The organism is Colwellia sp. C2M11 (genome assembly GCF_018860915.1).
Lineage (GTDB): Bacteria > Pseudomonadota > Gammaproteobacteria > Enterobacterales > Alteromonadaceae > Colwellia.
The window spans coordinates 1-15091 of record NZ_JAHKQD010000034.1 but is presented as its reverse complement, the minus strand read 5'-3'; the positions used below and the strand labels follow the sequence as shown (position 1 = coordinate 15091).

11 protein-coding genes are annotated in these 15091 nt (G+C 35.7%); 5 read left to right on the top strand and 6 right to left on the bottom strand.

All coding sequences use genetic code 11. The annotated features are described in order from the left end of the window. Positions 1 to 61 precede the first annotated feature (61 nt). Entirely contained in the window at positions 62 to 1195 is a 1134-nt protein-coding gene (gene tyrA, locus KO509_RS08935) for a bifunctional chorismate mutase/prephenate dehydrogenase (RefSeq protein WP_215972937.1), read from the top strand. A gap of 72 nt (positions 1196 to 1267) precedes the next feature. On the opposite strand, the gene KO509_RS18275 is transcribed toward tyrA, so the two are convergent. The 3 genes from KO509_RS18275 to KO509_RS08920 form a co-directional block, all read right to left on the bottom strand. Further along, complete coding sequence (locus tag KO509_RS18275; RefSeq protein ID WP_215972936.1) at positions 1268 to 2785, bottom strand: methyl-accepting chemotaxis protein; 1518 nt, start codon at positions 2783 to 2785, stop codon at positions 1268 to 1270. Between the two features lie 180 nt (positions 2786 to 2965). Then, complete coding sequence (locus KO509_RS08925; protein WP_215972935.1) at positions 2966 to 3577, bottom strand: hypothetical protein; 612 nt, start codon at positions 3575 to 3577, stop codon at positions 2966 to 2968. Between the two features lie 122 nt (positions 3578 to 3699). Continuing rightward, positions 3700 to 4443 carry a hypothetical protein gene (locus KO509_RS08920; RefSeq protein WP_215972934.1) on the bottom strand — a complete coding sequence of 248 codons (744 nt, stop codon included), beginning with the start codon at positions 4441 to 4443 and terminating at the stop codon, positions 3700 to 3702. Positions 4444 to 4578: 135 nt separating this feature from the next. On the opposite strand from KO509_RS08920, the gene KO509_RS08915 reads away from it, so the two are divergent. Both KO509_RS08915 and KO509_RS08910 read left to right on the top strand, forming a co-directional pair. Beyond that, complete coding sequence (locus tag KO509_RS08915) at positions 4579 to 5682, top strand: efflux RND transporter periplasmic adaptor subunit (protein ID WP_215972933.1); 1104 nt, start codon at positions 4579 to 4581, stop codon at positions 5680 to 5682. Next, positions 5679 to 8795: an efflux RND transporter permease subunit gene (locus KO509_RS08910; RefSeq protein WP_215972932.1), complete on the top strand. Its 3117-nt coding sequence runs from the start codon at positions 5679 to 5681 to the stop codon at positions 8793 to 8795. Before KO509_RS08915 ends, KO509_RS08910 begins: the two co-directional genes overlap by 4 nt. A gap of 505 nt (positions 8796 to 9300) precedes the next feature. On the opposite strand, the gene pheA is transcribed toward KO509_RS08910, so the two are convergent. The 3 genes from pheA to KO509_RS08895 all read right to left on the bottom strand — a co-directional run bounded on the left by pheA (position 9301) and on the right by KO509_RS08895 (position 13530). Further along, positions 9301 to 10476, bottom strand: a complete 1176-nt coding sequence (gene pheA / locus KO509_RS08905; protein ID WP_215972931.1) for a prephenate dehydratase — start codon at positions 10474 to 10476, stop codon at positions 9301 to 9303. A gap of 157 nt (positions 10477 to 10633) precedes the next feature. Beyond that, a complete protein-coding gene (locus KO509_RS08900) occupies positions 10634 to 11020 on the bottom strand; it encodes an MAPEG family protein (RefSeq protein ID WP_215972930.1) in 387 nt (128 codons plus the stop codon). Between the two features lie 74 nt (positions 11021 to 11094). Next, entirely contained in the window at positions 11095 to 13530 is a 2436-nt protein-coding gene (locus tag KO509_RS08895) for a penicillin acylase family protein (protein WP_215972929.1), read from the bottom strand. A gap of 222 nt (positions 13531 to 13752) precedes the next feature. On the opposite strand from KO509_RS08895, the gene KO509_RS08890 reads away from it, so the two are divergent. Both KO509_RS08890 and KO509_RS08885 read left to right on the top strand, forming a co-directional pair. Beyond that, positions 13753 to 14100, top strand: coding sequence for a hypothetical protein (locus KO509_RS08890; protein WP_215972928.1), 348 nt, complete (start codon positions 13753 to 13755; stop codon positions 14098 to 14100). Positions 14101 to 14207: 107 nt separating this feature from the next. After that, positions 14208 to 14849 (top strand): nucleotidyltransferase family protein, encoded by a 642-nt coding sequence (locus KO509_RS08885; protein WP_215972927.1) that lies wholly within the window; start codon positions 14208 to 14210, stop codon positions 14847 to 14849. The last annotated feature ends 242 nt before the right edge of the window (positions 14850 to 15091 follow it).

Sequence of the window (15091 nt, the reverse complement as noted above, 5' to 3'; positions counted from 1 at the left end):
TAAATTCAGCATCGGGCTTATTAAACACTTGTTGTTTATTAAATGAGCTGTAAGAGAAACTATGAGTAATTTTGATGACAATCTTAAAGCATTGCGCGATGAGATTGATGACATTGATAGTAAATTAGTAAATTTATTAGTGAAACGCCTTGCGGTTACGACAAAGGTAGGTGAGTTAAAAAGTGCGGAAGGCATGCCTATTTTTGCACCTGATAGAGAAGCTGCATTAATTCAGCAACGCCGAGAACAAGCGGAAAATGCAGGATTAAGCGGCGACTTAATCGAAGATGTTTTACGTCGATTAATGCGTGATTCATATAAAAGTCAAGATGCGAGTGGTTACCAGTGTATTAACCCTGATTGTAATAAAGTGGTTATTGTTGGTGGTAAAGGGCAGTTAGGTCGTGTTTTTGTTGATTTGTTTCAACGTTCCAATTATCAAGTTGCTGTTATTGAACAAGACGATTGGCCGCAAAGTAAAGAAATTTTAGCTGATGCTAGTGTGGTTATTGTTGCTGTGCCTATTCGGTTAACGTCAATGGTTATTCATGAGCTAAATAATTTACCCGATGACTGTATTTTAGCTGATTTTACTAGTATCAAAGAAACGCCTTTATTTGAAATGATGAAAGCGCATCAAGGACCTGTTGTTGGCTTGCATCCTATGTTTGGTCCAGATGTAACGGGACTAATTAAGCAAACTATTATTGTTTGTGATGGCCGCGATAAAGCTAAGTATGAATGGCTGTTACAACAATTTAGAGTGTGGGGAGCTAAAACCTATCAAGTGTCAGCGCATGAGCATGATCAAGCTATGTCAATGGTACAAGTGATGCGCCATTTTTCTACGATAGCTTATGGTTACCATTTAATGTCGGAAGGGGCTGATATTGAGAATTTAGTTAATATGAGCTCTCCTATTTATCGTTTAGAGCTTATTATGGTGGGTCGCCTATTTGCTCAAGATCCTATTTTGTATTCAGATATTATTTTTTCTAATCCTGATAATATTACGATGATGAAACGCTTTGCTTATCGCTTTTTAGAATTATTAGAAGAAGTGGAAGTAGGCGATAAAGAGGCCTTTGTTAGTATGTTTAAACAGGTTTCGCATTGGTTTGGTGATTATGCCGATGACTTTCTAGCTGAAAGTAAGGCAATGTTACTAAAAGCTAATGAACTGAAAAAATATTAGCCTTTAATTATGAAAAACTATCGTTAAAGGCTAAGGGAAAGCTAGGATAAATTGTAGCTTTCCCTCTTAATCTTATTGTTTAGGAATAAAAGTGTTTGCCACATCGGTAATTCCCTCAACACTTTTAGCTAGTAGCTGCATTTGTAGGGCAACATTATCTGTCTCTGACAAAGTTTTTTCAGTTGTTTGACTAATATCGTCTAGGTTGTTTGTTATCTGAGATGATACGGCACTTTGCTCTTCTGCTGCTATTGCTATTTGTGTTGCTGCATGACTAATATTTTGCATTCTATCAACAACTAAATCTATTGTACTATGCGATGCATGTGCACTTTCAACACAAAAGTTAGCTTCTTCTTTATTTTGATTCATTAGCTCAACCCACTCTTGTATGGTATTAAGCATAACCGTTAAACGTTGATGAATTTCTTTTGCGGAGTCTTGAGTGCGTGAGGATAAGTTTCTTACTTCATCGGCAACAACAGCAAAGCCTCGTCCATGTTCACCTGCTCGAGCCGCTTCAATTGCTGCATTCAAAGCAAGTAGGTTAGTTTGATCAGCAATGGATTGAATATCTTCCATTAGTTCGCCAACGCCGTTTGCTGATTGCGTTAAGCTATTTGCAGAGCTTGATGCACTTTCAACTGATTTTGCTAAGTTTTGTATTTTATTTGTGGTTTGGTAAATATCTTGTTGTGCTTGTTCACACTGTGAAAAGGTACTTTCTAAATCACCGGCTGCAATTGTTGTGTTATGTGCAATCTCTGTGGTTGATGATTGCATTTGTGCCATTGAGGTATTGAGCTCTTCAATGCCTCTTTTTTGTTCTGCTAAGGTTTCTCTACTTTCATCAAGGCCTTCAGATACTTTAGCCATAACGGTTCTTATTGGTGTGGCTGCATCTATTGTCCGATCTAAAATGGCTTTGATTTTAGTTTTTAGCATCGAAAAATTAAAATCAAATATACTGGCTGTCCCTTTACCAAAATAAATTTTTCGAGAAATAGAGTCGAATACATTTTGCATTTTTTGTGCTCTTTGGGCGGTAGGAATAATATCTGACCAAAAAACCAGAATAGGGGCTATTGCGCTAAAGGCCGCAATAATGGAGGTTGTTAATCCAATGTAAAAATAAATAAATATTTGACTTATTATTGAAAGTAGCACTAAAAATAAAAACTTGTGGTTTTTGGTTAACTCAAAAATAGCCCATTTGTTTTTTCTATTTAATGCATTATAAATTGAATGGGCATTCTTTTGTAAGCTTGCATCAGCAATTTTACTGATCGATTGATAGCCCACTACTTGGCCTTTTTCATATTGTGGTGTTGTGAAAGTATCAAGCCAAACATCTTCATTTTGTTTGGTCTTTATCCGCATGACCCCATGCCAAGAAAAGCCTTTTGATAAAGTGTCAGATAATTCATCAATAACGATACTTGGCATCTCTGTATGCGTTAATTGTTTGATGTTTTTTGTCTGTAACTCTGAAGAGTCATAACCGGTCAAATGACAATAATGTTCATTAACATAAGTAAATGCACCATTGCGATCAGTAACAGAAATTAATTGCTGGCTTGTTGACGTCACATTTCCTCACTAAAAATAAGGTTAAATTTTACCTAACATACCAGTTTTGTTATTTTTTATCTTGATCTAAATAAAGAAAATGTAATTTTAAAAGCGTAACGCTTAATTTTTTATTAAGGCGAGCTCTATATTTTTAAATTACTTCTAAAGAAGGATTAACTTAGTCGGCTAATCAGTAAGTTAAAAACGGTAGGCAATTCCTATTGAAATTTGGGTATCAAACCATATTGCATCATCAAAATGTGCTACGCAGTTATCGTTTTGACAAAACAAGGTATCGTTATCGTCAGTTAGCGTAGCATAACCGCGTAGCTCAGTAATGAGTATTAACGTTTCAGATAGTGAATATCGAGTACCAATAGTGGCAGTGATTGACGGTGAAATTACATCATCAAAGTCGCTATGAAAGTAAGTTGCGCCAATACCTAAGCCAACGGTGGTTATATAATTTCTTTCCTTAAAGAAACCTACACCACTAAAGTGAGCATAGAGGGTCTTGAAAGAGTGAGTTGATTGGTTAATCTCGTCGGTAAAATCACGAGATACATAGTTAAGTAAAATTTGACCTTGGCCTGTTGTAGAGTCTTGCCATGCAAAAGCTAAAGCAACATTATTTTCGTTACTGGTTACTAAGGTATCTGTTGAACTACTGCTAAGATCTGGACTAAAGTTATGCCCAATCATTGAGCTTATTTCAAATTCAGTTGCATGAGAACTATTTATGCCTAATTGAAGAAAAATAAATGTGCTTAACACTATTACTTTGCAAGAAGAAAATATCCCTATTGGCATAATTGGCCGACCTTATTTATTGTAGTTATATAAATGTTTTATACACTGCTACTGTATAAGCTTAATCGGCCTTTTGTAAAATTCAAGTTCATTGCAATCAATGAGTGCTTTATATCATTAGGTTAGTTTTGTGCTAACTTTAATAGGTTTAACAATATTTCACCCCCAATTTGATTCATTTCTATTCCCTCAGTGCCTCCTATGTTGTTCACTGTTATATTCTGTTTTAGTACCAATTGGGTAATGCCTTTTTTTGTTATATTGAGTTCTAGCTCTTTAATGTTGAACGCCGCTATCATCATTTTAGGTTTAGCTTTTCCTCTACTTTTTTTTGCTTTAGTATGTTCAGTAATCACGCCAACTTCAGGGTGATTTTTAGCATATTGCTCAGCATCAAGTTCTGGGTGTTCTTGTGCATATATTTTGGCACTGATAGCCGGATAACTTTGTGGGTAATCTTTAGCAAGTGTTAAACTGATTATTTGAATAAGCTGCTCAATATTACTGACACCCTCTTTATTTTCTTCAATATTTATGATGAGTTTGTTTAGTGTTATTTTATCTATTTTGGTCAGTAAACTGCTGTTTTGCTGTGCAGATAATTCAATAAATACTTGATCAACACTGAGTACATTTTTAGCTTGATAGCTAGTTAAGTTTGCCAAGGTAAGCTGATTAAGTTGAGCGCTATTGGTATTATCAGAAAATTCAGCGCGTAATAACGATGCTTCTTGTCCGCTGTAGTAGTGTCCTTGTAACTCGATTTGACTTTTTAAGTATTCATTGAGGGATCCGTTAGCTAAATACCAGAGTATGGTGCTTAAAAGTAAGAGTATGGAAAAGGCTAGTACAGCGAGTTTATTCAAAGTTGTATCTCGTTTGCGGTTAATGGTTGATATTCTAAGGTAAATAGTAGGTCAGGTAAATGTCATGTTTATTGCATTAGTTTATACTATAAAAGTTTTCCTATACTAATTATTAAAAAATTGAGACTTTCATTTATGTCTAATAACAGCTCTATCATGAACCGTTTACCTTTATTTATTATTCTATTGTTACTTATCAGTATTGTAGTTTATATCCAATGGCCTGACGAAGAACAAGCACAAGCAGAATATCAACGTATTGTTTCAGTGAAAGTGACCACCGCAAAGCTGAACGAATTTAGGGATAGTATTGAAGCTATAGGGACGACTAGGGCAAATGAAAAAGTATTTATTACAACTAAGTATGCAGATTTAGTCGAAAAAATTTCTTTTAATGATGGCGAATTAGTAAAAAAAGGTGATGTACTTGTTCGTTTAAATAATCAGGAAGAATTAGCAAAAGTAAGTGAGTTAGAAGCGAATTTATCTGAATCAGTTGCGCAATTAAAACGTTTTCAAGACTTATTAAGTTCAAAAGCTACCTCTAAATCAATAGTTGACCAACAAGAAGCCAAGACCAAAGCCATTGCTGCACAACTTCGAAGTGCCCGTACGCGAGTAAATGATTCAATTATAAAAGCACCTTTTGACGGAATTCTAGGTTTTAGAGATGTCAGTGTTGGAAGCTATATTGATGCGGGTAGTGTGATTACAAGCCTTGATGATTTATCTGTAATCAAGGTTGATTTTGATTTGCCGGAACGGTTTCTTCCTACGATTAAATTAGGACAATCAATAACCGCACTTAGTTCTGCTTATAAAGGACAAGAGTTTATTGGAAAAATCAGTTCAATTGATACTCGTATCAACCCAATAACACGCTCTTTAAAAGTAAGAGCGGTAATTCCTAATGAAAATTTAGCGTTACGCCCGGGTATGTTACTTAATATTGAATTAGTAAGACAAGTTGAAACATTATTGCAATTACCTGAGAGCTCTATTATTCCGATAGAAGATAAGCATTATGTTTTTGTCATTGAAGAAAGTGAGCAAGATAAAATTGCTATGCGTAAAAGTGTCACTATTGGCCGCCGATTACCCGGAGTTGTTGAAATAGTAGACGGCGTTACACAACAAGAGCTAATTGTTATTGAAGGTGCATTAAAGTTACGTGATGGCACTAAAGTAAAAATAATTAATCAGCTGGAAAGCCCAATCGTAGAGGGAGAAGTTAAATGATTTTATCTGATCTCTCTGTTAAAAGGCCTGTTTTTGCAACAGTAATTAATTTACTTATTGTGACTTTTGGTATTGTCGCTTTTTTACTATTACCTTTAAGAGAATACCCGGATATTGATCCACCGGTAGTCAGTATTAATACTAATTATCCTGGCGCTTCAGCAGCGATTGTTGAAACAAAAATAACGCAAGTGCTTGAAGATAGAATCAGTGGTGTTGAAGGTGTTAAAACTATTACATCAAACTCGCGAGTAGGGCGATCAAATATTACGATTGAGTTTAACTTAGATCGTGATATTGACGCCGCGACTAATGATGTTCGTGATCGGATATCACGTGCTTTAAATAATATCCCTGAACAAGCCGATCCTCCTGAGGTTTCTAAAGCGAATGATGATGAAGACGTTATTGTTTGGTTTGCCTTGCAAAGTGAAAATATGACCACGTTAGAGTTAACCGATTATGCAAATAGATATATTGTTGATCGTTTTGCTGTTGTAGATGGTGTTGCTCGAGTTCGTGTAGGTGGGGGACGTACCTATGCGATGAAAATACTATTAAATCGTTCAGCTATGGCTGCTCGAAACGTAACTGTACAAGATATTGAGTCAACCTTACGTAGTGAAAATATTGAATTGCCGGCAGGGCGTGTTGAGTCTATTGAACGAGATTTTTCAATAAGAGTTCAGCGTAGTTATTTGACAGCAGAAGACTTTTCTAATATGGCGGTTGCTCGAGCTGATGATAATTCTTTGGTGCGTTTAGGCGATATTGCCCATGTAAGTGTTGACGCTCAAGATGATGAGAATTTGTTCCGTGGAAATGGTAAGAACATGGTTGGGCTGGGTATTGTAAAACAGTCTAAAGCCAATACCTTAGAAGTGGTAAAAGAAGCGCGTAAGGAAATGATTGCGGTACGTAGTTCATTACCTATTGGTACTACAATTATTAACAGTTATGACTCGTCTGTCTTTATAGAAGGCTCAATTGATGAGGTTTACAGTACGTTAATTATTGCTATGTTGATGGTTGTTTTGGTTATTTTCTTGTTTTTGGGGAATGTCAGAGCAACAATAATCCCTGCCGTTACCGTACCCGTGGCCTTAATTGGCTCAATGATGACACTTTCTTGGTTTGGTTTTTCTATTAACTTACTAACCCTATTAGCACTTGTTTTAGCGATTGGTTTAGTGGTTGATGATGCCATTGTTGTTTTAGAGAATATTTATCGCCGTATCGAAAATGGACAAACACCTTTAATGGCGGCTTATGACGGTGGACGAGAAGTTGCTTTTGCGGTTATTGCAACTACCTTGGTTTTGGTTGCCGTATTTGTACCTTTAGTCTTTTTGTCGGGTAATGTCGGTCGATTATTTACCGAGTTTGCCATTGCAATTGCGGCGGCTGTTATTTTTTCAAGTATTACGGCTTTGTCACTGACGCCGATGATGTGTTCAAAAATGTTAAAATATCGAAAACGCAGTTCGTCTTTTGGACAGTTTCTAGATAGAAATTTTGCCCGTTTCGAGGCTGCTTATGGGCGAGCTTTATCAAAGAGTATTCATCAACCATTTCTGATTATTAGCATTATTGCGGTATCACTTGTCGCTGTGTATTTATTATTTATACAGCTCCCAGCAGAATACACACCAAAAGAAGATCGTGGTAACCTTTTTATTGTTATGCAGAGTGCAGAGGGAGCAAGCTACGAGAATAATGTAAAAAATATGCAAGTGATAGAAGATAAACTTCTTGCATATCAAGAGCGCAGTGAGCTTGATCGGGTTATTGTACGAGTGCCAGGCTTTGGCGGTAAAGGTGGTACAGCGGTTGTAGGTATGCCTGATTGGGGCGAGCGAAGTTTTGATACTTTTGAATTCATTGGAAAAATAAGCAAAGAATTACAAGATGTTACCGATGTAAGAGCTTTTGCTATTATGCGTCGTGGTATTGGCGGTGGTGGTGGTAGTTCGCCTGTTGCCTTTGTATTACAAGGTAATACTTACAGTGAGTTAGCAAAATGGCGTGATATCGTTATTGCTGAAGCGCAAAAAAATCCTAATCTGTCATCTGTTGATAGTGATTATAAAGAAACATACCCACAACTCATGGTGAAGATAAACCGTGATAGAGCTTATGATTTAGGCGTATCTGTTGGGGATATAGCACAAACATTAGAGACTATGTTAGGTCAGCGCCGAGTTACTACGTTTGTTGATCGCGGTGAAGAGTATGACGTGATCGTTGAAGGGGATGAAATGCAATATAGAAGTCCTACGGATATAGACAATATTTATGTTCGCTCATCAAGTTCAAACGAATTAATACCGCTGTCAAACTTAATTAGTATTACTGAAGATGCTACATCATCTCAATTGAACCGTTATAATCGATTACGTAGCATTACAATTACAGCAAACTTAGCTGATGGCTACGCTTTGGGGGACGCTTTAAAATTCTTAGAAAATGTTGCCGAACAGCATCTACCTGAGGAAACACAAATAGATTACAAAGGGCAATCGTTATTATTAAAAGAGTCTGGTAGTTCTATTTTATTGGTGTTTTTATTAGCGTTATTAATTACCTTTTTAGTCTTAGCCGCGCAATTTGAAAGTTTTGTTCATCCATTGGTTATTCTCTTGACTGTTCCTTTAGGTTTAGTAGGCGCGCTTACAGGCCTTGAGCTGATGGGGATGAGTTTGAATATATACAGTCAAATTGGCATTGTGATGTTAATTGGCTTATCGGCCAAAAATGGCATATTAATTGTTGAGTTTGCCAACCAACTTCGCGATAAAGGTATTATGTTCGAGGAAGCATTAATTAGCGCCGCACAGCAACGATTAAGGCCTATTGTGATGACAACGTTTACCACGGTGACGAGTGCAGTACCGTTAGTTTTTGCATCAGGGCCAGGCGCTGAAAGCAGAATGGTTATTGGTGTTGTTATTTTTGCTGGTGTTTCATTGGCGAGTGTGTTTACTTTGTTTATTGTACCTGGAGCTTATTACTGGCTTTGTAGAAATACCGGCTCACCGTTAGCAATTGCGAATCAAATAGCAGAAAAGCAAAAAGCATTAACAACTAATGCAGGGGTAGATACGAAAGGATAATGGAATTTACGCGGTTAGGCTTTTAATCATATTAGGCTAGTCGCGTTTAATTACAATAGTAAATAACCTGAGCTCGGTTTAATAAATCTTTCTCTAACAGTTATTTTTCCTTACTTCCTCGTTAAATTTACTTGCAATAGACTAGCTATTGACGCGAAATTTGCCTTGAATTAAGAAAAACGATCAAGTTAGAGTATAAAATATAGTTATATTATTAATCATGCCAATAAATTAAAAACATCTTAAAGCGAGTTCAGGTTAAATACAGACTTGTTATTATGTTAATAACAGTTCAACAAGCGAAGGCAAATTTAGCGACTACAATGATTTGGAGGATTAGCTATAGTTAGCAGGATTAGTTTGAAGATAAATTTAAACTTTTCTTCATCTTACTCTGCTGAGTTTTGTATTGTTGTGTTTTATGTCGTAAGTGCGTTTGTAAGTAGTAACAGAAGACAATAATGTAGTCTATTTATAGGCAAGACTACATTATTGTTTTTGTGCTTTAAATTTTGTTGCTTGGAACACTGGTTGGGCTTATATGTTCAATGGGGTAGCAACCTAATACTTTAATGAAATTTGTATGAGCCGTAATTTCACTGATCGCTTCTTGTAAAGCAAAGCTCTTCAAGTTGGCTTCTACATCAATATAAAACATTTCTTCCCATGGACGGCCTTGGATAGGGCGAGATTCAAGCTTACACATGTTAATGCCTTTTTCCTTCAGTACTAACAAACATTCAACTAAAGCACCTGCTTTTTGACCAGTTGCTAAGATAATTGCGGTTTTTGCTGGAATTTGCTCTGCAACATCCACTGCTTTTCTTGCGACAAGAATAAAGCGTGAGTGGTTTTCGTTTTGATTAGCGATTGATTTTTCTAAGGCTTGTAATTTATATAGTTGTCCACCTTCTTCACTACCAATAACCGCTATTGTTTCATCTTGTAATTCTGAAACTTTAACCATAGCATCTGCGGTACTATCACAATATTCAATACGAATATTGTTTTGTTTATCTAAAAAGTTACTACATTGAGCAAAAGGTTGACCGTGTGCATAAATTGTTTTTATTTTGTCTAAAGAGGTATTAACCGCGGTTAGCAAACAATGTTCAATGGGTTGAGTTATCTCGCCAACAATAAATAAATTGGTATGTTGAAGTAAGTCATAAACCTGATTAATACTGCCAGAGCTAGTATTTTCGATTGGTAACATACCGTAGTCTACTTGCCCTGATTCAACTTGTTGTAAAATGTCACTAAAATTTTGGCAACCAGACTCTATAATTTTTTCAGCGCGTCTTGAAAAGTAACGATGACTTGCTAAATAACTGTATGATCCTTTATCGCCTAAGAAGGCAACACTTACGGTAGGTGTTTGTATATTCGGATTGGTTAAATTTTGTAAGTAAGCTTGTTGATTTAATACTGAATCTTCAATAATTGTTTGAAAAACACTGGTAACATAATGGGCGTCTAAGCCTAATTCTTTACCTTGTTTTATTAAGCGAATTAATAACTCTTGTTCGCGCTGTTGATCACGAATAGGACGAATTTGTTGCACTTTACTTTTAGCAACATTAAGTGTGAGTGCGCGACGTTTAGCAAATAAGGTTAATAGTTCATTGTCTAAGCTTGTAATTTCTTTACGTATTTCGTTTAAATCTAATTTTTCGCTCACTTTTATTTCCTATTTTGCTAATTTATGCTGTTCTGTTTATGAAAAAACCTTCCAAATGAAGGTTTTAGATCATTGCTTCGCTAGAGCGACTACTCTAGCGAGCTTGAGTGATTTATGTCAATAGTTTATTTAGACCATTTTTTGTTGTAATTGCACTTTATGGGATACATAAAACTATAATACTAAAGCTACTTACGGTTGAAATAAACCACACTACACTGCGGAGCTTATCAATATCCATTAAATAAAAAATATGATAGGCGATGCGCGCGCAAACATGAATGATAGCTAGTAATGTAATATTGGCGCCTATATGGTGGGTCGCAATAGCTAATAAAACGGCGGGCGCAAAAATAATAAATGATTCAAACGCATTTTGATGTGCAGCCAAAGCGCGGGCGCCAAACCCGGTAAGTTTGCTTTGTTGTTCTCTTGGGTGATTGTTGTCGTAACCACCAAGTTTGTTCATTGCGAAAACTACGGGGGCTTTAGCAACTAATGGGAGTAGCCCTGCAATAAAGAGGCACCAAATTAATGTCGTCATTTTTTTCCTTTGTATCGTTAGTATTTTTAAAGTTAATGTTTTATCGCTTATGTTTTTATAGTTAAGAATAATGATTAATAACTCAGTAGTGTCAGTTTATATTTAGTTTCACCTGGTAGGAAAGGGGAGGCAACCCCCTGTTCCCAATCTGTATGTCCTTTACCGTAGTAAGGACTCCATGGATGACCAGATTGGCTTGTTGGCATATGAAAAATACCCGTTTCTTCATGCCCAGGTGAAACAACCATACGCTCTGATGCACCAAAGCGTTTACCTTGCACTTTTGGCATATAGCTGTCGCCTGACAGTGCTTTAGCTGGCATGTCTAACCATCGGCCAATAAAAGGGATTGATTGACTAAGGGGGTGGTGTATTTCGCTTGTGTTTTGTTGCCCCCAAGTCGCTTTGGTTAGCGCTTGTTTGTTGTTTTCATCGAGATAAGTCATATCATCAATTGTTTGTTGTAGTGCTTGGTTAAACACTGCTTGCCAGCTATTTAAAGGTCGCATTAAAAAGTTATCAGGTTGTTGATTAACTAGTTGCCATAAAGGCACTTCAATTTGAGCGCTAATGCTGCGAAAGCTATAGATATCATCGACATTTTTGAGCGTACTATTAAATTCACTAAAAACTAAATCACGAACATTGATTCGAAAGTTTCTCACTAATCGATAACTTACTGAATCTATGCTTGCGCTTAATGCTTTATCTTCTGAAAGTAAGTCTTTAACTTGTTGAAATTGTCTGTGTTTGTTGATAACTTCATCGGTTAAAGCGTCGTCATTAAGTACTTTGCTCAAGAGAAAGTTTACCCAAGGTTGTAAAAATGTAGCGCGATCATCTAAAGCTATTGCTAATAAAGACTCTTCATTAAATGTGTTAAGGGCAAATAAGTTTTCACGAATTTGTTTAGAACGTGCTCCTAATGCATAACCACCATTACCTATTTTTTCTAACATTTCACCACCAACAACACGAGAATTAGCCGTCCATAATCGATTGTCTTTTGGATTTAAAATTTGAGGGTAATTCGCAGGAGATAAATAGCCCGTCCAGCCATTATCACCATTATGCCAATAGGTGGGGGTTTCGCCGGTGTTACCAAATTTCTTTGGGATAGGGCCCATAATTGTCCAGCCAAGGTTACCTGATTTATCACCTACCATCATGTTTTGTGATGGAATACCACTATGTGCGGCAATAGAAAATGCTTCTTTTACACTGGTCGCAAGTTCTAATTCGGTTGCTATAAAGTTCACGGCTTCTTTGTCGTGAGCAACCCAACGATAGGCAAGTAATTCACCTTGGCTATTTTTACCTATAATAGGTCCCCAGATAGTTTCTTTAATGGTAATTTCAACAGGTTGTTCATCTTTAATGGCAATTATTTGTTTATGAAAACTGAAGTCTTTAGCACCATTTTTGGTCATATATTGAGTGTCGTTATTAACACTTTTTATTTTAATTACATCACTATAATCACCATAGCTATTAGTAAACCCCCACGCAATCTGGCCATTACTACCTACAGTTATGTTAGGTGTACCAGGTAATGTTGCTCCGGTAATTTTTACTTTTTTATTCGCTGTGCTCGGATATTCAAAACTTGCTCTAAACCAAGTATTAGGTACACGTATTCCTAAGTGCATATCATTAGCAATAATTGCACTACCAGTATTGCTTATTTCACCCGAAACACCCCAGTTATTCGAACCAGGAAATTCATCAGCTTGATATTTTTTGGACACATCATTAATAGCAGTATTATGACTTTTCTCGATAGTGATTAAATTAGCACTTGATGCTGACGGCCAAGCGTTTTTGGGCATTGATGATGGTTGATATTGGCTATTATCAATAGCTGCATCCCAAACATTGCCAAGAGGATTTAAAAATGCATAAACATCGGCAGATAAAATTGCTTTCATAAGACCTAAAGTACGTTCACGTTGTCCATCGGTATATTGCAGATCAATATACATACTAAAAATTGTTAAAATTGAATCCTCTTCGCTCCATTGGGTTGGCTCTTGTTGAAGTAAAAGGTATTCAAATGGGTGTGAACTTACGTATTTTAAGCCTTGGTTTACGCCGCGGGTATAAGCTTTTAATAATTCTTTCTGCTCTGTGGGTAATTGATTAACTATGTCAGTTGCTCTCTCTCTAAAGCGATGAATACGAATAGACTTATCATGCTCAAGTGCAACAGAGCCAAATAAACTTGATAATTCACCTGCTGAGTTACGTCTTAATAAATCCATTTGAAAAAAGCGCTCTTGTGCATGAACGAATCCTGTTGCTACTGCAACGTCAAGTCGATTACTGGCTTTTATCGTTACTATTCCTTGATCATCACGCTCTATTGTTGCACTTTTTGTGAGCCCAAAAACTGTTTTTTTACCATCTAAAATAGGTAACGCACTGTCTATTTGGCTATATATCCAAGTTGCGGTAAAAGCGATAATAAGGGAGCTGATAAGTAATAAAGAAACAATAATTCTTTTTAACATAGTAAATAGAAGTCAAAATATTGATAAGAAATAATGATAGAAAGAATAACTGATTAAAACAAACTAGCGAAGCTTTTGTTGCTTTTATTAAATTGTAAATAAAAGTAAAGCTTAAGTTACTGTTTTTAATAAAATATAAAAATAATGTTTTATTTAGATTTTAATGTTAATCAAATGTATAATTAATCGCTTATTATATGTACTTTATTTTCGGAGTTTCAAGTGACAGAGTCAATGTCAAAACATGTAAAAATTGGTGATTGGATTTTCGAAGTAAAAATGGTCAGAGCATTAAAAGTTGATGAATATGGTAAGCCGTATTCAGCTATTGCTAATTGTAATATTAATGGTGATTCTATGTATATAGATGGCTTATTAACCCAAGAAGGGGAATGTATTACTCGCGAAGATCTGCAAAGTTTTAATGATTTTTGTTATCAAATAGGTTTAAAACATTGCTCATATCATAGGTATCAAAATGGTGAATCTATTACTAAAGATGTGTCGATTACCTCACCCAAAGAGCCCAAAATTAGTAAAACTGATAGCCGAATACATTTAGTAAAATAGATATTAAATAATTTGACTCGTTTTTCTATTTTTTGAGTGATATCTACTATCCGGTGCTATTGTATAATAGTACTACGTTTTTATTAATTTTATATTTAAAGTTGTTAATGGTTTCTGAACTTAAGCATAAAAAAATTGCTTTATTATTGATGGCTGCTGGAAGTTCATCACGTCTTGGACAACCCAAGCAATTAGTATTAATCGCTGAGAAAGATCAATTACCGCAAAGCTTATTGTGTAGGCAAGTATCTATGATGAATAGTATTTGCTTAACGGATAACACGAAAGCTTTTTGTGTCTTGGGTTGTCAAAGTGAAAAATTAATAGCAGATTTGGCTAGTTTAGCTTCTGCAGAAAACTTAACGTTAATTAAGAATAATAACTGGTCAAAAGGTCTATCAAGCTCTATCGCTAAAGGCGTAAGTGAACTAGATAATGATATAGATGCGGTACTTATCTTTCTGGTGGATCAATGGCAATTGACGGTTAATGATTTAACAAGCTTAATAAATGAATGGCGAAAAAAACCCGAAAAAATTCATATCGCGGGTGATGGGGACCACTTGAGTCCACCCGTTATTTTTCCACGGTCTTTCTTTAAGGAGCTTATCGTTTTATCTGGCGATGAAGGAGCTAAGAAGGTTCTTAAAAAAAATAGAGAATACGTCAATATAAAGAAAATGCCATTAGCATTTATTGATTTAGATACACCTGAACAGTTACAAGAATTGAATAGCAAAAATAGCTAGCATCAATTTAAGAGACTCTTGAAAAGCCTATATTAAAAGCAGTACTAAAAACTAATTAAGAAGCAGCTAATGTTTTAAGTCATTTCAAATGGTTGATTTATTATATTATACCAATCTCACTAACTATGTGATCATTTCTACTTGCTAAAATCACCAACTACATCGTTATTTATTTAATAATTAGAACAACTCGTTATTGAAATAAATGCCTTGTATTTGGCAATTTTTTCTACCTATAAATT